The sequence below is a fragment of the Couchioplanes caeruleus genome (genome assembly GCF_023499255.1).
GTDB lineage: Bacteria > Actinomycetota > Actinomycetes > Mycobacteriales > Micromonosporaceae > Actinoplanes > Actinoplanes caeruleus_A.
The window spans coordinates 4,689,889-4,708,057 of the sequence record NZ_CP092183.1 but is presented as its reverse complement, the minus strand read 5'-3'; the positions used below and the strand labels follow the sequence as shown (position 1 = coordinate 4,708,057).

At 75.1% G+C, this 18,169-nt stretch carries 15 protein-coding genes; 7 read left to right on the top strand and 8 right to left on the bottom strand.

What is annotated here, in order from left to right; translation table 11 throughout:
* The first annotated feature begins 552 nt into the window (after positions 1–552).
* Positions 553–714 carry a hypothetical protein gene (locus COUCH_RS21810; protein ID WP_249607030.1) on the top strand — a complete coding sequence of 54 codons (162 nt, stop codon included), beginning with the start codon at positions 553–555 and terminating at the stop codon, positions 712–714.
* A 110-nt stretch (positions 715–824) separates the two neighbouring features.
* Here the strand turns inward: COUCH_RS21810 and COUCH_RS21805 are convergent, their stop codons facing one another.
* The 3 genes from COUCH_RS21805 to COUCH_RS21795 form a co-directional block, all read right to left on the bottom strand.
* A complete protein-coding gene (locus COUCH_RS21805) occupies positions 825–1,349 on the bottom strand; it encodes a hypothetical protein (RefSeq protein WP_249607029.1) in 525 nt (174 codons plus the stop codon).
* Between the two features lie 86 nt (positions 1,350–1,435).
* Positions 1,436–4,204 carry a molybdopterin-dependent oxidoreductase gene (locus COUCH_RS21800; RefSeq protein ID WP_249607028.1) on the bottom strand — a complete coding sequence of 923 codons (2,769 nt, stop codon included), beginning with the start codon at positions 4,202–4,204 and terminating at the stop codon, positions 1,436–1,438.
* On the bottom strand, positions 4,201–5,004 hold the full coding sequence (locus tag COUCH_RS21795) for an FAD binding domain-containing protein (RefSeq protein WP_249607027.1): 804 nt from the start codon (positions 5,002–5,004) through the stop codon (positions 4,201–4,203). Before COUCH_RS21795 ends, COUCH_RS21800 begins: the two co-directional genes overlap by 4 nt.
* A 192-nt stretch (positions 5,005–5,196) precedes the next feature.
* Here COUCH_RS21795 and COUCH_RS21790 point away from each other — a divergent pair, with 192 nt between their 5' ends.
* Both COUCH_RS21790 and COUCH_RS21785 read left to right on the top strand, forming a co-directional pair.
* Entirely contained in the window at positions 5,197–7,599 is a 2,403-nt protein-coding gene (locus COUCH_RS21790) for a phosphoketolase family protein (RefSeq protein ID WP_249607026.1), read from the top strand.
* Between the two features lie 61 nt (positions 7,600–7,660).
* On the top strand, positions 7,661–7,981 hold the full coding sequence (locus tag COUCH_RS21785) for a winged helix-turn-helix domain-containing protein (protein ID WP_249607025.1): 321 nt from the start codon (positions 7,661–7,663) through the stop codon (positions 7,979–7,981).
* 6 nt (positions 7,982–7,987) lie between these two features.
* On the opposite strand, the gene COUCH_RS21780 is transcribed toward COUCH_RS21785, so the two are convergent.
* Positions 7,988–9,148, bottom strand: coding sequence for a molybdopterin molybdotransferase MoeA (locus tag COUCH_RS21780; protein WP_249607024.1), 1,161 nt, complete (start codon positions 9,146–9,148; stop codon positions 7,988–7,990).
* 161 nt (positions 9,149–9,309) lie between these two features.
* On the opposite strand from COUCH_RS21780, the gene COUCH_RS21775 reads away from it, so the two are divergent.
* Together COUCH_RS21775 and COUCH_RS21770 are read left to right on the top strand one after the other, a co-directional pair.
* Positions 9,310–10,140: a hypothetical protein gene (locus COUCH_RS21775; protein WP_249607023.1), complete on the top strand. Its 831-nt coding sequence runs from the start codon at positions 9,310–9,312 to the stop codon at positions 10,138–10,140.
* Positions 10,137–11,468 (top strand): hypothetical protein, encoded by a 1,332-nt coding sequence (locus tag COUCH_RS21770; protein ID WP_249607022.1) that lies wholly within the window; start codon positions 10,137–10,139, stop codon positions 11,466–11,468. The genes COUCH_RS21775 and COUCH_RS21770 overlap by 4 nt, the downstream gene beginning before the upstream one ends.
* Here COUCH_RS21770 and COUCH_RS21765 read toward each other — a convergent pair.
* Together COUCH_RS21765 and COUCH_RS21760 are read right to left on the bottom strand one after the other, a co-directional pair.
* Positions 11,383–12,540, bottom strand: coding sequence for a glycosyltransferase (locus COUCH_RS21765; protein WP_249607021.1), 1,158 nt, complete (start codon positions 12,538–12,540; stop codon positions 11,383–11,385). The two genes, COUCH_RS21770 and COUCH_RS21765, sit on opposite strands and share 86 nt — an antisense overlap.
* Positions 12,537–13,469: a glycosyltransferase family 2 protein gene (locus COUCH_RS21760; RefSeq protein ID WP_249607020.1), complete on the bottom strand. Its 933-nt coding sequence runs from the start codon at positions 13,467–13,469 to the stop codon at positions 12,537–12,539. The genes COUCH_RS21765 and COUCH_RS21760 overlap by 4 nt, the downstream gene beginning before the upstream one ends.
* A 95-nt stretch (positions 13,470–13,564) precedes the next feature.
* Here COUCH_RS21760 and COUCH_RS21755 point away from each other — a divergent pair, with 95 nt between their 5' ends.
* Positions 13,565–14,881, top strand: coding sequence for a LysM peptidoglycan-binding domain-containing protein (locus COUCH_RS21755; protein WP_249607019.1), 1,317 nt, complete (start codon positions 13,565–13,567; stop codon positions 14,879–14,881).
* Between the two features lie 100 nt (positions 14,882–14,981).
* Entirely contained in the window at positions 14,982–16,583 is a 1,602-nt protein-coding gene (locus COUCH_RS21750) for a methyl-accepting chemotaxis protein (protein WP_249607018.1), read from the top strand.
* A gap of 3 nt (positions 16,584–16,586) precedes the next feature.
* Here the strand turns inward: COUCH_RS21750 and COUCH_RS21745 are convergent, their stop codons facing one another.
* On the bottom strand, positions 16,587–16,934 hold the full coding sequence (locus COUCH_RS21745; protein ID WP_249607017.1) for an STAS domain-containing protein: 348 nt from the start codon (positions 16,932–16,934) through the stop codon (positions 16,587–16,589).
* A complete protein-coding gene (locus COUCH_RS21740) occupies positions 16,931–18,157 on the bottom strand; it encodes a PP2C family protein-serine/threonine phosphatase (protein ID WP_249607016.1) in 1,227 nt (408 codons plus the stop codon). The genes COUCH_RS21745 and COUCH_RS21740 overlap by 4 nt, the downstream gene beginning before the upstream one ends.
* Between the last annotated feature and the right edge of the window lie 12 nt (positions 18,158–18,169).

Genomic DNA, 18,169 nt, shown 5'->3' with positions numbered 1-18,169 from the left:
AGACCGGCCCGGCCGGATCACTCTGACCGGGCCGTTCCGCCGGCGCGCTACTGCCGGCATGAGCCGCTCGGCTTGGCCCGGTCCGGCGCGGCGCGGCCCGGTCCGGCGCGCCCGGTCCGGCCCGGCGCTGCCGGCATGAGCCGCTCGGCTTGGCCCGGCCCTAAGCGCCAGGGTTGGGCTGCTCGGCTTGGCCTGGGACGCCGGGCCTGGGACGGGCCGCTGGGCTCGGGCTCGGACCGCCCGGCCGGTTGGGCCGTTCAGCTTGGGTTGGGCCGCTCGGGTAGGGCCGGCCCGGGTTGACCTGGGACGCTGAGCCCGGGACGGGCCGCTGGGCTCGGACCGCCCGGGCCGGCCGTGGCCGTTCAGCTTGGGCCGGCCAGCTCGGGCTGGGTGGGCCGTTCGGGCCGCCCTGGCCGGGTGGCTGGGTGGCGCCTATGACTTTCGACCGAGTCGCCGGGCCCGCGGATCCGGCTCTGCACCGATGTGGCGGCGGCCCGATCGGCGGGATAGTCGTGCTCGTCAACGCAGGGTCGCTGTGGTGGGGAGCCGAACATGAGTGTCGAGGCAAGCGTTCTGGAACGGCCGGCGCAGCGCGGGCAGTCGGCCGCGCCGATCCGCATCGCGCAGGTCCTGGCCGACCCGGCGATGCTGCGGATCGGGTCGCTCGCCGCCGCCCTCGCGGTGCTCGCGCCGGTGATCGCCGCGCTGCTGTGAGCCGGCCGGCCCGGCGGGGCCGCGGGGTGTCACAGCGCCGGCGCGTGCCCACCTGCCGCGGTCCGGCGGGGACCCGCGGCCTGACACGTGCCCGGCCCGCCGTGCGCAGCTCAGGCGGCGGCGCTCACCCAGGCGAGCACCGTCAGGACGGCGACGAGCACGAGCCCGGCGATGAGGCAGACCAGCGCCCACACCACCTTGCGGTGCTTGGCGGCGGCCGTCGTCCAGTTCGCCCGTACGCTCGTCTCCAGCTGGTCGGCGGCGGCGGTCACCCAGTGGGTGAGGTCGTGGCCGGCGAGCTCGTCGGGCAGGGGCCGCCGTTCGAGATGGACACGCAGCGACATGATCGCCGCGAGCACGAACAGCGTGACGCTGAGCACGAGGATCAGGCCGAACCACCAGCGCACCCAGGACGGCCGGTCGAGCGCGGTCTCGTCGAGGATCAGCGTGGCGCCGGTCAGCGACAGGCTGGCGGCGAGGGAGGCCACCGCGGCGATGAGGCCGGCCCGCTGGTCCGCCGTCCGCGACTCCTCGGTCGCCGGCTGGTTGACGGCATGGGCGCGCTGGAGCCGGGCCCACCCCTCGTCGGTCACCGGGTGGACGGTCGTGCCGGGGGCTGCGGGGTCGTGGGTCATGGCCGGGATCCTCTGCCGTCCTGCGGTCACCATGGGCCTAGCACCCTCCCACACCGGCCGGCCGCGCGGTATCGGGCCGCCGACAGTCAGGTCGATCGTTGCGCCCGGCCCCGCAGCCCGGCCCAGACGCGGTCGCGGGTGAAGGGCAGCTCGGTGAAACGTACGCCCGTCGCGTCCCGCAGCGCGTTCGCCAGGGCCGGCGCCACCGGGTTGTACGGGCTCTCGCTCATGGACTTCGCGCCCAGCGGGCCGATCGTGTCCTCCGTGTCGGCGAAGACGATCTCCGTCTCCGGCACGTCCGCGTACGCCGGCAGGTGGTACTGCCGGAAGCCGGTGGTGGTGACCCGGCCGGCGTCGTCGAGGACCATGCGTTCCGCGAGGGCCGAGCCCAGCGCCTGCGCCACGCCGCCCTCGATCTGGCCCCGGCACTGCAGCGGGTTCAGGACCCGGCCGGCGTCCGCGCTGTGCACGCTGCGCAGGATGCGGAGCTCGCCCGTACCCGGATCGACCGCGATGCGGAACCAGTGGGCGTTGAAGGCGACCGAGCGCGGGGTGCCCTCCCAGCGGCCCTCGGCGCGTGCCGGTGCCACCTGCGTCAGGGGGAGCAGGGTGCCGTCCGGCAGCCGGACGGCGCCGGCGACCACAGTGGACCCACCGGTTCTCGCGAGGATCTGCGTCCGCAGCGCGCGGGCTGCCGACAGCACAGCGTGGCCCGCGACGACGACGCCCGTGGAGCCGAACGCGCCGGTGTCGTGTCCCACCAGGTCCGTGTCGGACTGCCGGACGACGATGCGGTCCGGGGTGGTGCCCAGGGTGTCCGCGACGATCTGGGCGTGGACCGTGGTGCTGCCGTTGCCGAACTCCGCGGTCCCCACAGCGAGCTCGTAGCGGCCGTCGGGCAGCAGCGTGACCGCGGCGTCGGCGACGTGGCCGCCCGGCGGTCCCGCGGCGATCATCGCCATCGCCATGCCGTCGCCGACGAGCCAGCCCGGCGGCGCCTGCGCACCCGTGGCCGCGGCGGCCGAGCGGATCGCGGCCAGGCACTGGTCCAGGCCGTAGCTGCCGATCAGCAGGTCGCCGGCGTGCTCGCCCGGGGCGGTCAGCGGCTCGCCGGGCCGCACGACGTTGCGTTCCCGCAGCAGCACCGGGTCCATGCCGAGCCGCCGGGCCAGCTCGTCCAGGGCCGACTCCACCGCGAACGACACCTGGCCCAGGCCGTAGCCGCGGAACGCTCCGGCGGGGACGGTGGTCGTGTAGACCGCGTACGCGTCGACCTTCTTGTTCGGGCAGCGGTAGACGGCGATCGACTCGTGGCAGCCGTGGTACATGACCGCGGGGCCGTGGTTGCCGTACGCGCCGGTGTCGGTGACGACGTGCAGCTGCAGCGCCGTGAGGGTGCCGTCGCGGCGGGCGCCGGCTTTGATCCGTACGGTGAAGGCGTGCCGGGTCGTGGCCGAGGTGAACTGCTCGGCGCGGGTGTACTCGTGCTTGACCGGCCGTCCGGTGCTGCGGACGGCCAGCGCGACGAGGTCCTCGGTGAGCATCTCCTGCTTGCCGCCGAAGCCGCCGCCGACGCGTCCGGCGAGCACGCGCACCCGCTCAGGCGCCAGGTCGTACAGGTCGGCGACGGCCAGCCGGGTGAGGAACGGCGTCTGGGTGCTGGAGCGCAGCGTCAGCCGGCCCTCGTCGTCCAGCCAGCCGATCGCGCCGTGGGTCTCGAGGCTGGCGTGCTGCACGCGCGGGGTGCGGAACGTCTCCTCGTACACGACGTCGGCCTCGGCGAAACCGTCGGCGACCGAGCCGAGCTCGTCGTGCAGTTCGCCGGCGATGTTGCGGTCCGGGCGGGCGATGCGGTGCGTGACCGGGTCCTTGTCGCCGTGCACGAGCGGCGCACCGGGGCGCATCGCCGTCTCCGGGTCGAGCACCGGGGGCAGGACCTCGTACGCGACGCGCAGCCGGCGGCACCCCTCCTCGGCCGCCGCCTCGGTGTCGGCGACGACCGCGGCGACGCGCTGGCCGGCGAAGCGGACGACGTCGTCGAGGACCCGGGTGTCGGCCGGGTCCTCGGTGGGGTGCTCGTGCCGGGCCGTGGAGAAGTACCGGTCCGGGGCGTCCTCGTGGGTCAGCACCGCCCGGACCCCCGGCACGGCCAGCGCCGGGGCGGTGTCGATGCCGGCGATGCGGGCGTGCGCGTACGGCGAGCGGAGCACCGTGAGGTGCAGCAGCCCCGGAACGTCCACATCGAACGTGTAGCGGGCCGCCCCCGTGACGACCTGCGGGCCGGCCGGGGCGCCGACGCTCGCGCCCACCGCCGGCCCGCCGGCCGCACCGCCGACGGTACGCACGCCGCGGATCGCGTCGCCGATCGCGCGGTAGCCGGTGCACCGGCAGAGGTTGCCCTTCAGCGCCCGCGGCAGGTCGGCCAGCTGGGCCTCGTCCAGCGCGGCCGTGGTCATGATCAGCCCGGCGGTGCAGAAGCCGCACTGGAAGCCCTGCGCGTCCAGGAACCGCTGCTGCACCGGGTGCAACCCGTCCGGCGGCGCGAGCCCCTCGATGGTCGTGACCCGCCGGCCCTGCGCGCGGAACGCCGGGTAGACGCAGCTGTGCACGGGCACGCCGTCGACGTGGACGGTGCACGCGCCGCAGTCGCCGGTGTCGCAGCCTTTCTTGACCCCGGTGCAGCCCTCCTCCCGCAGATAGGTGCGCAGGCACTGCCCGGGCCGCGGCGGCCGGTCGTGCTCGGCGCCGTTGATGGACATCGTCGTGGGGGTGTGTGTGCGGGGCATGCCCTCCTGGCCCTGGCCGTCGGGGCCGTGGCCGGGTGCCGGCGGGCGCGGCTCGGTGCAGTCGGTCATGCCGTCAGCTCCCGGCGGATCTGCTCGGCGTAGCGGAAGGTGAGGTGCCGCCGCCACGCGGGGGAGCCGTGCACGTCGTCCGTCCACGCGTCGTCCGGCACGGCGTCCGCCAGGGCCGACTCGAGCGCGGTCGCGTCCGGCACGCCGTCGAAGGTCAGCTGGTAGGGGCGCACGGTCGCGGCGGTCACGGTCAGCACGAGGCCGCCCGGCGCGAGCCGGCCGGCCAGCAGCACGGCCGAGCGGCCGTGGGTGAACAGCGAGCCGCGACGGTACGCCGTACGCCCGGTCGCCGCGGTCGCGGGCAGCGTGACCGAGCGCAGCAGCTCGCCGGGGCTCAGCACGGTCGTGCCGGCGCCGGTCACGAAGCTCGTCACCGGCACCCGCCGCTCGCCGCCGGGGCCGAGGATCAGGCATTCCCCGCCCAGCGCGGCGGTCAGCGCGATCATCGGGCCGGCCGGGAGCGCGGCGCAGAGGTTGCCGCCGACGGTGGCGACGTTCCAGATCTTGAAGGAGGCCAGGAAGGCGTGGCAGCAGGCGGTGGCGAGAGCGTGGAACGCGGTCAGGTGCGGCGCCCCGGCGTACGCGGCGAGCTCCGCGACCGTGCACGTGGCGGCGATCTCCAGGCCGTCGTCACGCACAGTGATCGGCGTCCACCCGGCGGCGGCCAGGTCCAGCAGCCGGGTCACCTCCGGGCGCGGCTCGGCGAACAGCGCGGTGCCACCGGCGAGCCAGGCGTCCCCGGGCCGCCACTGGCCGGGCCCGGCCGGGCTGACCACCTCGGCGACCGTGTGCAGATCCACGCCGGCTCCCTCGACGACGAACCTCTGACCAGGATGAACGGTACGGTACGCGGCCTCTGTTTCCGGCGTGCGGACGATTGTGGCGGCGCGCGGTCGCAGGGAGCCGGGCCAGTGGATGTTTGCCGAAGCGCCCCCGGGTTAGGGGACCTAAGTCCCTGACCAGCGCTCCCGAGCGACCATAGGATCTGGATCATGACGACGGTTTCGCAGGACCTGACCAGCCTCGGCCGACTGGACGACACGGAGGTGGCAAGTCTCGACGCGTGGTGGCGCGCCAACAACTATCTGACGATCGGGCAGATCTATCTGCAGGCCAACCCGCTGCTGCGGCGCCCGCTCGAGCCCGACGACATCAAGCCGAGGCTGCTGGGCCACTGGGGTACGAGCCCAGGCCTGTCGCTGATCTACGCGCACGTCTCGCGGCTCATCAAGCACACCGGACAGCAGGCGATCTACCTCGCCGGCCCCGGCCACGGCGGCCCCGCGCTCGTCGCCGCCGGCTACCTCGAGGGCACCTACACCGAGGTGTACCCCGCCGTGACGCAGGACGAGAACGGCATGCTGCGCCTGTTCCGCCAGTTCTCCGCGCCCGGCGGCATCCCCAGCCACGTGTCGGTGACGACGCCCGGCTCCATCCACGAGGGTGGCGAGCTGGGGTACGTGCTCGTGCACGCGTTCGGGTCCGTGATGGACAACCCGGACCTGCTGACGATCGCCGTGGTCGGCGACGGCGAGGCCGAGACCGGCCCGCTCGAGGGCTCCTGGAAGGGCGTCTCGTTCATCAACCCGGCCCGTGACGGCGCCGTGCTGCCGATCCTGCACCTCAACGGTGCCAAGATCGCCGGGCCGACCGTGCTGGCGCGCAAGGACCGCGGCGAGGTGCGCTCGCTGCTGGAGGGCCACGGGTACGAGGTCATCGAGGTCGAGGGCGACGACCTGCCCGGCATGCACCACCGGTTCGCCGCGGCGCTCGCCGACGCGTACGCCACGATCCGCGCGATCCAGCGGTCCGCCCGCGACGGCGACTGGGACGGCACCCGCCCGCGCTGGCCGCTCATCATCCTGCGCTCGCCGAAGGGCTGGACCGGCCCCGAGTCGGTGGACGGTGTCACGGTGACCGGTACGTGGCGCTCGCACCAGGTGCCGCTGTCGGGGGTCAAGGACAACCCCGAGCACCTGGCGATCCTGGAGAGCTGGCTGCGGTCGTACCGTCCGGAGGAGCTGTTCGACGAGAACGGCGCGCCCACCGCGATCGTCCGCGAGCTCGCCCCCGACGGGGCGCTGCGGATGAGCGCCAGCCCGCACGCCAACGGCGGCGTGATCTGCCGTGACCTGGACCTGCCGGACTTCCGTGACTACGCGGTCGACGTGCCCGAGCCGGCCGCCGAGCGCGCCGAGTCGACCCGCAAGCTCGGCGAGTTCATGCGCGACATCTACTCGCGCAACCCCGACCGCTTCCGGCTGTTCTGCCCCGACGAGACCAACAGCAACCGGCTCGGCGCCGTGTTCGAGGTCTCCGACCGCGGGTTCATGGAGCACGTCACCCCCGACGACGTGAAGATCTCCCGCGACGGCCGGGTCATGGAGGTGCTCTCCGAGCACAACTGCCACGGCTGGCTCGAGGGCTACAACCTGACCGGCCGGCACGGCATGTTCGCCACGTACGAGGCGTTCGCGATGGTCAGCGCCTCGCAGACGGTCCAGCACGGCAAGTGGCTGCAGGAGGCCAGGCACCTGCCGTGGCGGGCGAAGGTGCCCAGCCTCAACGTGCTGCTCACCTCCACGGCGTGGCGCAACGACCACAACGGCTTCTCGCACCAGGGCCCGGGTCTCATCCAGGTGGTGCTGACCCAGCGTGGCGACGTGTCGCGCATCTACCTGCCGCCGGACGCCAACACGCTGCTCTCGGTCGCCGACCACTGCTTCCGGTCGCGCTCGTACGTCAACCTCATCGTCATCGACAAGCAGCCGCAGCTGCAGTGGCTGACGATGGACGAGGCCGTCGAGCACGCCGCGCGCGGCGCGGGCATCTGGGACTGGGCCGGCACCGACGACGGCGGCAGCGACCCGGACATCGTGCTGGCCTGCGCCGGCGACGTGGTCACCATGGAGACCGTCGCGGCCGCCCAGATCCTCAAGGAGCGGCTGCCCGGGTTCAAGGTCCGGGTGGTCAACGTCGTCGACCTGATGACGCTGCCCCGGCCCAAGGACCACCCGCACGGCATGACCGAGACGATGTTCACCGAGCTCTTCACCGACACGGTGGACGTGGTGTTCTCGTTCCACGGCTACCCGGGCGCCATCCACCAGCTGGTGCACGGCCGCCCCGACGCCGACCGGTTCCGGGTCCGCGGCTTCATCGAGCAGGGCACGACCACGACCCCGTTCGACATGACGGTGCGCAACAAGGCGTCGCGCTACCACCTGGTGATGGACGCGATCAACAACGCCAAGCGGCTGCCGCGCGGCGCGTCCGACCTCAAGGCGTGGTGCGAGAGCCAGCTGGAGCGCCACGACCGGTACGTGGTCGAGCACCTCGAGGACATGCCGGAGGTGCGCGACTGGTCGCTCGGCGACTGGGCGGCGCGCGGCTGATCCGCGAACGCACCCCGCCGGTCACTGAACCGGCGGGGTGCGTTGTTCCGTACCAAGGCCCATGAGCGTGCAGCTGGTGACGGGCGGTCCGGTACCCGGGTACGGCCCGATGACGATCGACCCGCGGGACCGGCAGGTGCGGGTGCACGGCATCCCGGTCCCGCTCAGCCCCAAGGAGCACGGCCTGCTCCTGCTCCTCGCCGAGAAACCCGGCGCGGTGGTGACCCGGCGCCGCATCCTCGACGAGGTGTGGGGCCCGGAGTTCGAGGGGCCGAGCAAGACCCTCGACTTCCACGTGGCGAGCCTGCGCCGCAAACTCGGCGACCCGGCGTGGATCGAGAACCGCCGCGGCGTGGGCTTCCGCCTCGCCGTCCCGGCCTGAGCGGCTTCACCAGGGGAGGACGTCGGCCGGGTCGCCCGGCGCCCAGCTCTCCTCCAGCACGGCCAGCGCGTCGGCCAGGCCCGCGCCGGACAGGCTCGCGGGCCGTGCCCCCGGCACCACCACCGCGCGGTCGCCGTCGAGCGTCACGGGCACCAGGCGGGTGATGCCCGGCGCGGGCCGCACGTCGCCGTGGACGGCGAGCCGCCACGGGCGGGCCGGGGCCAGGCCGGTGAGGCCGCGCAGCAGCGGCCGCAGCAGCGTCATGCCGGCGACCAGGCCGGCGAACGGGTTGCCCGGCAGCCCGACGAGCCAGCGCCCGCCCGGCAGCGACGCCAGCAGCTGCGGGTGCCCCGGGCGGCACGCGACCTGGTCCACCAGCGGGCGCCCGCCGATCTTGTCGAGGACGGTCCGCAGGTGGTCGGCACGGCCCGCCGACGAGGACCCGCTGACGGCGACCACCTCGGCGTCCGGGGCCAGCAGGGCGTCGGTGAGCACGCCCGGGTCGTCGCGCAGCAGCCGCCGGTCGTGCAGGACGCCGCCCGCGGCCGTGACCAGGGCGGGCGCCATCGGGCCGAACACGTCGCGGACCTGCCCGGGCGCCGGAACGCCCGCGGCGATCACCTCGTCGCCGGTCACCAGCAGGCGGACGCGGGGGCGGCCCCGTACCCGGACGACGTCGGCTCCGGCCTGGGCGAGCAGCCCCGCGACCGCGGCGGTCACGAGGCGGCCGGCGGGCAGCATCTCGTCCCCGGCCCGGGCGTCCTCCCCGGCGCGGCGGATGTGGGCCCGCTGACCGATCGGCCCGGAGACCGCGCCGCCGGGCGTGACGGTGGTGTGCTCGTACGGCACCACGGCGACCGCGCCGGCCGGCACCGGGGCGCCCGTCATGATCTCGACCGCCTGTCCCGGGCCCAGCCGGCCGGGCCACGGTGCGCCACCGGCGAGCACCCGGGCGGTCACCGTCCACGGTCCCGGGCCGGCGACCGCGTACCCGTCCATGGCGGCGGTGTCGGTGCCGGGCAGGTCGGCGCGGGCCGCGACCGGCACGGCCAGGACGCGCCCCGGCGCCTCGGCGAGCGGTACGTCCTCGGCGGGCAGCGGTGTGGCCACGCGGGCGGCGACGGCGACCGCCTCGCGCCAGGGCAGGGCCGTGTGGTGTCCGGGCATCCCGGTGAGTGTCACATCCCCGCCCGCCCGGCGCCGCGCGGGCCCGGGTGTGTCACCCGCCACGGCCGGGAGGCGAGGCCAGGCGACGGGCAGGCGACACTCTGCCGAACAGTCGGCGCAGCCCGTGGCGGGCGGGTTCCGGGCCGGGCGAGAATCCTCCGGTGCACCGGGCCAACGACTACTACGGCCACTCCCACGTCCTGGCGCGCTACTGCGGCGTCGCCGCCGATCCGCCTCCCCGCATGTACGGCCACCTGCAGCACGGATGGAACATCGGCGACGGGATGGCCGGCGACCACGAGTACGTCCCCGGCGTGCCGCTGTTCCTCTGGTCCGAGCGCACCCGGCGCCGTGCCTGGTCGCTGGGGCGGCGCGGCACGTACGTGGTCGGGGCGCCGTGGGCGTACCTGCTGCGGCTGTGCCCGGAGCCCCCGGGGACCGCGGCCGCGCGCGAGGGCACGATCTGGTACCCGTTCCACGGCTGGGAGGGCCAGCACGTGACCGGCGACCACGCCCGGCTCATCGCGCAGATCCGCGCCACCGAGCCCGGACCGGTCACCGTCTGCCTCTACTGGCAGGAATTCCGGATGCCCGCCGTACGCCGCCGCTACGAGCGTGCGGGCTTTCGCGTGGTGTGTCACGGCTACCGCGGCGACGCGCGCCGGGCCGGCGACCCCGGGTTCCTCGACCGGCAGCTGAGCGAGCTGCGCCGGCACCGCCGGGTGGCCGCCAACCGGCTCAGCAGCGCCGTCTGGTACGGCATCCTGGCCGGCTGCGAACCCGCCGTGTACGGCGACCCGATGACGCTGAGCAACGAGGACCCGAGGCACGGCGGGCAGGCCCGGATCCGCCGCCAGTGGGCCGAGCTGCACGGCGACCAGGTGGACACCGGGGTCGCGTACGCGGCCGCCGTCGAGGAACTGGGCGCGGACCGGCTCGCACCGGCGGCCGAGCTGCGCCACGTGCTGCGCTGGAACCGGAGGCAGTGGTGACGTACCGGCTGATCGGCGGGGAGATGCTTGTCTGGTCGGACCTCGACGGCACCCACGGGCCCGGGCCGGTGCGCGGCGAGGCCCTCGCGCCGTTTCTGTCCGCCGCCCGCGGCCGTACGCTCGTCGCCGGCCCGCACGATCCGGCGCTGCTGACCGGGCTGACCGGCGCCACGGTGCTGGTGCGCGGCGTCCCCGACGCGGAACGCCTCGCCGCCGTGCCGGGCCTCGAGGTGCTCTGCGGCAGCGTCGCCGAGCTGGCCGCGGAGGAGCCGTTCGACACCGTCATCGCCCTCGACGGGCTGGAACGCCTCGGTACGGCCGAGCACGACGAGCTGAGCTGGGCGCAGACGCTCGGCGTGCTGCGCGGCGTGCTGAAGCCGGACGGGCTGCTGATGCTGGCGCTGGAGAACCCGCTGGGCGTGCACCGGCTCGTCGCGCCGCCCCGGCCGCCGTCCGACTCCGACTGGACCCCGGCCTGGGACGACACCCGGCCGGCGGGACCGGGTCCGCTCGCCCGGGGAGGGGTGTCGCGGGTGTACGCCCTCTACCCCGATCCGGTACGCCCGCGGGTCGTGCTGGAGACCACGCGCGACGACGGGGCCGCGGAAGCCGCGGTGGCGGGCGCGTTCGACGACGACGCCGAGACGCTCACCGATCCGGTGCCGCCGGCGCTGGCGAGCCTCCGGCAGGGCCACGTGCTGGCGCCCGCGTGGGTCGTGGTCGCCGCCCGCACCGCGGACGCCCTGAGGGTTCCGGCCACGGCACCGGCGGGCGCCCCGGGCACCCGTACCCTGCTCGGTCGCATCGCCGGCGCCGCCGCCCGGTGTGACCTGCCCGCCGTGCGCGACCTGCTCCGGGCGTGGCTCGACGGCCCGGCGGCCGGGGTCCCGGCCGGCCGGGTGCTCAGCGCCCCGGACGGCACCCTGACCCCCTTGGCGCCGCCGGGCGACGTCGCGGCGGCCCTGCGCGACCTGGCCGACCGGCTGCAGCGCTGCGGCCATCCGTGGCCGGGTGTCACCGGGGCCGCCGACCTCGCCGCGACCCTGGCGGCCATGGCGGGCCGCGACCTGGCGATCGTCGACGAGCCCTCGCGGCGCGCGCTGCCCTTCGCCGAGCTGCGCGCCGACCGTGACCGGCTCACCCGCGAGCTGGCCGAGGCCCGCGCGCAGGCCGCCTTCCTGGAAAAGGAACTGACCGCCCGCGAGGCCGACCTGCGCCTGGCCCGGCGGACGGTCGAGCTGCTCAGCGGTACGGGTCCGGCCCGGGCGGGGCAGGCGTTTGTGGGCGGGGTACGCGCGGCCCGCCGCCTGCTGCGCCGCCCCGGATGACGGCGTCGTAGAGATCCTCGAGGCGCCGGGTCTGCACGGCCAGGTCGAACCGTTCCCGCACGTGCTCGCGGGCCCGGCGCCCGAGGCGTTCCCGCAGCTCGCCGTCGCTCAGCAGCAGCCGCAGGTGCGCCGCCAGGGCCACCCGGTCGCCCTCCGCGCCGAGCAGCCCGGTCTCGCCGTGAACGACGGCCTCCGGGATGCCGCTGTGCCGGGTCGACACCACGGGTACGCCCCGGGCCGCGGCCTCCAGGATCGTGGTGGGCAGCCCTTCGCTGTCACCGTCGGGTGCGGTCCGCGACGGCGACGCGAACACCTTCGCCGACGCCATGGCCCGTTCCGCGGCGGCGTGGCCGAGCGCGCCGGGGAACGTGGCGTCGAGGCCGAGGCCGGCCGCCTGGGAGCGGATCTCGGGCAGCAGCGGGCCGTCGCCGGCCAGCAGGACACGCGGCGCCAGGTCGTCCAGCGTGCCGAGCGCCGCCACGAGGTCGTCGAGGCCCTTCTTCGGCACGAACCGGCCGACGAAGACGACGTCCCACTCCTTCGGCCGCGCGGGTGCCGCCGGGGGAACCGCGACGCCGGTGTGGTGCACGCGGACCTTCGCGGGGTCGGCGCCCCGGGCGATCGCGGCGTCCCGGATGGGCTCGGACACGGCGAGGATCAGCGCCGCCCGGCGGAACACCGTGCGCAGGTTGCGCCGGTGGCGCATGCCCCTGAGGCCGCGGGCGAGCGGCTGGCGGGTCACGTCGTGGCCGTGCACGGTGACGACCAGCGGCACGCCCAGCTCCGCCGCCGCTGCGCTGACCAGCCAGCCGTCCCCGCCGAAGTGGGCGTGCACCAGGTCGGGTCCCAGCCCGGCCAGGATCCGGCGCAGCCGCGGGGAACGCCCGGTCAGCCGCAGCCGGGGGAACCCCGGCGGGAACGCGATGACGTCGGTCTCCTCGGCCAGCGGCGAGTCCACCCTGACGGCGCCGAGGAACCGGGCGTCCCAGCGGGTCAGCGCGCGGGCCTGGGCGCGGACGAACGTCTCCGAGCCGGACAGCAGCGCGCTGCGCCAGACGACGACGCGGCTCACCGGCGCCCCAGCACCCGGTCGCGCAGCACGTGCCGCAGGTGCGGCGGGATCGCCCAGATCTGCAGGTGCGTCAGGTAGTCGACGGGTGCGGGGCGGCCGTGCGTACGGGCCTCGCGCAGCAGCTCGCGGAAGACCGTGGCGCTGCGCGTCGGGGCGGCCATCGAGCTGAGCACGCTCATCGTGAAGGCCGCGTACGCCCGCGGCGTGAACAGCTCCCGGCTGCGCCGCAACCACGCCAGCTGCGACTCCCAGGGCATCGCGTGGCTGATCCGGTCCCGGTCCTCGTCCTGGTGCCACACCACCAGCGGCTCGGCGGCCACGATCAGCCCGGTGCCCTCGGCGCGGATCGCGCGCAGCGCCCAGTCCAGTTCCTGCTGCCGGCGCAGGCCCACGGTGAACGGCACCGCGCGCAGCAGCTCCGTGGGCGCCAGGATCGTCGACGTCTGGATGAAGCCGTCGCCGTGGAACAGGCCCCGCCGCACGGTGAAGTACTCGCTCAGGTGCTCACCCTCGGCGGGCAGCCGCCGCGGCATCACGTACTCCGCCCGGGGCGTACGGTTCAGCAGCCGGCTGGAGACCACGGGTCGGGCGCAGTCCGCCGAGCGGGCCAGCTCCAGTTGCACGGCCAGCTTCCGCGGCAGCCACTCGTCGTCGTCGTCGAGCAGCGCGGTCCACGGCGCGCGGGCCTCGCGGATGCCGGCGTTGCGGGCGTTCGGCGCGCCGGCCCGGACCGGCAGGGCGATCAGGCGCACCCGGGGATCGCCGATCTCCGCCAGGGCCTTGGGTGTCGCCTCGTCGGGGCCGTCCGCCACGACGACGACCTCGAGCGCGGTGACGGTCTGTGCCAGCACGCCACGGACCGCGCGGGCCAGGAGCTCGGGACGGTTGCGGGTCGGGATGACCACGCTGACCTCGGGGGTGGTGTCCATGACGCCCGAAGGCTAGGAGCCCTCCGCGTCCACCCCCTGAACGCCGGATGACCTCGCGCCGACGGCTGGAGATCGACGGCGGTAAGGTCCCGTCCATGCGCGCGCGAATCGTTCTCATGGCGCTGCTCGCCGCCCTCGCCGGCGCGGCGCCGCACGCACCGGGCCCGGTCGCCGCGGCGCCGGTGGCCGCGTACGCCGTCCTCGCCGAGCCCACGGACCCGGTGAAGTGGTACAGGGTGCGGCCCAGCTTCAACGGCCAGGACGAGTTCCTGTACGAGATCGCCGAGCGGTTCCTCGGCGACGGCGACCGCAACAGTGAGATCTTCGCGCTGAACAAGGGCCGGCTGCAGCCCGACGGCAAGCGGCTCACCGTGCCCGACGAGATCGAGCCCGGGTGGATCCTGCGGCTGCCGCCCGACGCGCAGGGCCCCGGCGTGGAGTTCTCCGCGCTGCCGACAGCCAGCCCGTCCCCGCCGGCGCCCTCCGCCACGAGCAGCAGCTCCCCGGTGGCCGCCGCGGCGGACACCGCGTTCTCGTGGCTGCCCGTGGTGCTGATCCTCGGGGTCCTGCTCGCGCTCGCCGGCGCGGCCCTGCTCCTGCTGCTCCTGCGTCGTCGCCGCAGCGCCCCGGCCGCGGCGGCCGCCCTGGGCATCCCGCGGCAGCGCACCGGGCCGCCCGCCCACCTGTTCGACACCGCCGCCTCCTGGACCGTCGACCGGGCGCTGCGGGTGCTCACGACGGCGGCGGGCGCGGGCGTCCCGGCGATCTACGGCGTCTCGGTCGACGAGGCGTGGCTCAAGCTGCGCCTGGTCGTGCCGCACGAGCCGGCCCCGGCGCCGTGGACGGCGCAGGACGGCGGCCGGCTGTGGGTGGCCGCGCTGCGCGACCTGCAGGTGCTGCCGGTCGACCCGGCCGCCGCGGCGCTGTGCCCCCGCCTGGTCACGCTCGGCTCCCTGTACGGCACCCGCGAGCTGCTCGACCTGGGTCAGGCACCCGGGGTCATCGCGCTGCAGGGCGATCCGGGCGCCACCGCCGCGCTCGCCGCGGCGTGGGCGACCGAGCTGACCACCAGCCCCTGGTCTCCCGGGGTACGGGTGGTCGCGGGCGGCCTCAGCCACCACGTCGCCCCCGGGGTGCAGGTGACCTCGGCGCAGACCGTCGACGAGGCGATCGCCGCCGCGGAGGCCCAGCCCCCGGGTGCCGGGGTCCTGCTGCTCGGCTCCGCCCCGCCGGCGCACGACCTGCCCCGCATCGGCGAGCTGGCGGCCCGCGGCGACGCCGCCTGGGCGGTGGTCGTGCTCGGCGCGACCAGCGAGGACCGCTGGCGCTTCCGGCTGCAGGCCGACGGCCGGCTCGACACCGGCTCGCTGGGCGTCATGGTGTACGCGCCCGGCGCCTCCGCTCCCGCCTGAGCCGGCCGGCTCTTCGGCGAATCCCGCGCGGTGGGCCGCCGTCAGTGCCGATGATGGCGGGAGAACCCGGCGCCGCCGGGCCGTCCATCCGGGGGACACGATGGCTGCAGGCAGACGATGGTCGCTGGACGACCTCAGCGTCAACCTGAAGGTGCTCGGCGCGGTGGCCACGGCCGCGCTCGTGGCGGTGATCGTGGGCGTCACCGGCCTGATCGGGCTGCAGAAGACCAGCGACGCCGCGAACCTCATCGCGCGCAGCAACGTGGCGAGCATCAAGGCGGTCGGGCACCTGGAGTCGTCCGCCGCCCAGGCCCAGCTCGACGCCGCGAACCAGGCGCTGTCGCCGGACGACGCCGTCGCGAAGAGGTTCACCGACCGGTTCACGGCCGACCTGGCAGCCTTCGGCGACGCCATGACCGCGTACCGGGGCAGCGACCCGGCCGGCAGCCCGCAGACCATCGGCGACCTGCAGACCACCTGGCAGTCGTACGCCGACCTCGCCCGCACCAAGCTGCTCACCCTGGGCGACGGCAACCACCTTTCGCAGTGGTCGTCGGTCCGCGACACCGAGGCGGAGCCGTTGCTCGCCGAGATGGACAAGGACCTCACCGAGCTGGACGCCGCGGAGACGGCCGACGCGGTCAGGAACTCGGACGCGGCGAAGGACACGTACGGCTTCAGCCGGATGCTGTCGCTGATCCTGCTGGTCGTCGGCCTGATCCTCGCCCTGCTGCTCGGGCTGCTGGTGGCGCGCCGCATCGTCAGGTCGCTCGGCCGGGTCAAGGCGGTCTGCGACGCGCTGGCGGCCAACGACCTCACCCGCTCCAGCGGCCTGACGTCGCGCGACGAGACCGGGCAGATGGGCCGGGCGCTCGACGCGGCGGTCGCCTCCCTGCGCCGGACCGTGGGCACCATCGACGAGTCGGCGTCCTCGCTGGCCGGCGCCTCGGAGCAGATGAGTGCGACGGCCGCGCAGATCGCCGAGTCCGCGCAGAACGCGTCGACGGAGTCGCAGACGGTCTCCGCCGCGGCCGAGGAGATCTCGCGCAGCGTCGACACCGTGTCGGCCGGCGCGGAGGAGATGGGCGCCTCCATCCGGGAGATCTCCCAGAACGCCACCGAGGCGGCCCAGGTCGCGGCGGAGGCGGTCACGCTGGCGTCGACCACCTCGGCCACGATGAACAAGCTGGGGGAGTCCTCCGCCGAGATCGGCAACGTCGTCAAGGTGATCACGTCGATCGCCGAGCAGACCAACCTGCTCGCGCTGAACGCCACCATCGAGGCGGCCCGGGCCGGGGAGATGGGCAAGGGCTTCGCCGTGGTCGCCAGCGAGGTCAAGGACCTGGCTCAGGAGACGGCGAAGGCCACCGAGGACATCTCCCGGCGCATCGAGGCGATCCAGGCCGACACCACCGGCGCGGTCACCGCCATCGACGAGATCTCGAAGGTCATCGCGCGGATCAACGACTTCCAGACCACCATCGCCTCGGCGGTGGAGGAGCAGACCGCGACGACCGCCGAGATGAACCGCAGCGTCTCCGAGGCGGCCACCGGCACCGGCGACATCGCCAAGAGCATCACCGGCGTCGCCGATGCGGCGGGACGTACCAGCCGGGGCGTCGAGGAGACCCAGCAGGCCACGGTCGAGCTGGCCCGGATGTCGACCCGGCTCACCGGCCTGGTCTCGGCCTTCCGTCGATGATGTCTAGCCTCGCAGCGCCTCGTCGAGGCTGGGGTGGATGCTCAGGTAGCGGCCCAGGTTGGTGGCCTCCAGCACGTAGCGCACCGTCCGGCCGGGCGCGGCCAGCCGGAACGAGCCGTGGCGGGCCTGCGCGCGGCGGTGCGCCTCGACGAAGAGGCTGAGCCCGGCGGAGTCGCAGAAGGTGACCAGCGCCAGGTCGACCACGACGTGGTCGCGCCCGTCGGTCCACGCCGCCTCGACGGCGTCGCGCAGCATCGGGACGCTGTCGTGGTCCAGGTCGCCGGCCGCCGCCACGACCCGGGCGCCCTCGGCCGTGTCGCGGGTGGTGACGCTGAGGATCTCCGTGCTCATCCGGCCGTTGCGCTCTCTCGTGAGGTCGGCGGCACGGTCCGCAGCGCCGCGCCCGCCGACCACTCCACCAGCACCAGCGTCAGGTCGTCCGCCGGGGGCCCGTCCTGGTGATCGAGGACGGCGTGGGACAGCCGGCGCAGGCTTTCCGACAGCGGCGCGTCGTCCGCACAGTGGTGTTCGACCAGGTCGGCGAGGCGCCGGACGCCGAACTGCTCGCCCGCGGCGTCGCGGGCCTCGGTGACGCCGTCGGTGTAGAGCACCAGCCGGTCGCCGGGGTGCAGCGTCACCTCGCCGTACGCGGCCTGCGGGTCGGGGATGCCCAGCGGCATGCGGCGGCCCTCAGTGAGCGTCTCGACGACCTTGCCGTCGCGCATCACCAGCGGCGGCGGATGACCGGCGTTGACGTAGCGCAGCACGCCCTTGTCGAGGTCGAGTTCGGCCAGCACGGCCGTGGCGAAACGTGCGTCGGGGAACTGCTGCAGCAGCTCGGCGTCGGCGGCGCGGGCCTGCTCGAGCAGGTCGCCACCGGCGCGGCGGGCGGCCCGGATGCTGGACAGCACCACCGCCGCGGCCAGGCCGGCCCGCAACCGGCGGCCGGCGGCGTCCAGCACGACGAACTGCGGGCGCCGGTCGTCGGCCACGTAGTCGAACGCGTCCCCGCCCACGTCGTACGCCGGTTCGAGGACGGCCGCCACGGCGAAGTCGCCGACGCTGACCGTCAGCGGGGGCAGCAGCTCCCAGAGCAGCTCGGCGCCCGGCGTCATCGGCCGCGAGCGCTGGGCCAGGCGCAGCAGGTCGCCGCGGGGCTGCGTCGTGGTGATCAGATGCCCGACGAGCCCGGCCACGAGCTCGCACTCCCGCACCAGATGCCGGTCGGGTTCCGCCGCGCCGGCCGGCAGCCGGTATTCGACGACGCCGAGGCGGTCCGTGCCGTTCACCATCGGCGACCACAACCGGTCGCCCGCCGGGACGGACTCCACGCCGATGAACGCCGCTCCGCCCTCGGTGCCGTCGACCGCCAGCGGCTCCGGCAGATCACGGCCGGGTACGCCGAGCGGGCGCAGGAAGCGCTGCTCGTGGTCGATCACGTAGATCGTGGTCCGCAGGCCGAGGCGGCCGGCCGCGCCGTCGACGACGCCGGCAAGGTCCTCCGGCCGCCACAGGTGCGAGCGGTCCAGGATCTCCCTGACGAGACCGTGCCATGAGGCGTCCTCGTGTGCCATGCGCCTACCCTA

Bases quoted from the DNA above. Each gene is read 5' to 3' on its own strand.
- COUCH_RS21780 (WP_249607024.1), bottom strand. From the start codon at position 9,148: ATGCCCGGACACCACACGGCCCTGCCCTGGCGCGAGGCGGTCGCCGTC.
- COUCH_RS21755 (WP_249607019.1), top strand. From the start codon at position 13,565: ATGCGCGCGCGAATCGTTCTCATGGCGCTGCTCGCCGCCCTCGCCGGC.
- COUCH_RS21750 (WP_249607018.1), top strand. From the start codon at position 14,982: ATGGCTGCAGGCAGACGATGGTCGCTGGACGACCTCAGCGTCAACCTG.
- COUCH_RS21790 (WP_249607026.1), top strand. From the start codon at position 5,197: ATGACGACGGTTTCGCAGGACCTGACCAGCCTCGGCCGACTGGACGAC.
- COUCH_RS21760 (WP_249607020.1), bottom strand. From the start codon at position 13,469: ATGGACACCACCCCCGAGGTCAGCGTGGTCATCCCGACCCGCAACCGT.
- COUCH_RS21740 (WP_249607016.1), bottom strand. From the start codon at position 18,157: ATGGCACACGAGGACGCCTCATGGCACGGTCTCGTCAGGGAGATCCTG.
- COUCH_RS21805 (WP_249607029.1), bottom strand. From the start codon at position 1,349: ATGACCCACGACCCCGCAGCCCCCGGCACGACCGTCCACCCGGTGACC.
- COUCH_RS21785 (WP_249607025.1), top strand. From the start codon at position 7,661: ATGAGCGTGCAGCTGGTGACGGGCGGTCCGGTACCCGGGTACGGCCCG.
- COUCH_RS21745 (WP_249607017.1), bottom strand. From the start codon at position 16,934: ATGAGCACGGAGATCCTCAGCGTCACCACCCGCGACACGGCCGAGGGC.
- COUCH_RS21800 (WP_249607028.1), bottom strand. From the start codon at position 4,204: ATGACCGACTGCACCGAGCCGCGCCCGCCGGCACCCGGCCACGGCCCC.
- COUCH_RS21810 (WP_249607030.1), top strand. From the start codon at position 553: ATGAGTGTCGAGGCAAGCGTTCTGGAACGGCCGGCGCAGCGCGGGCAG.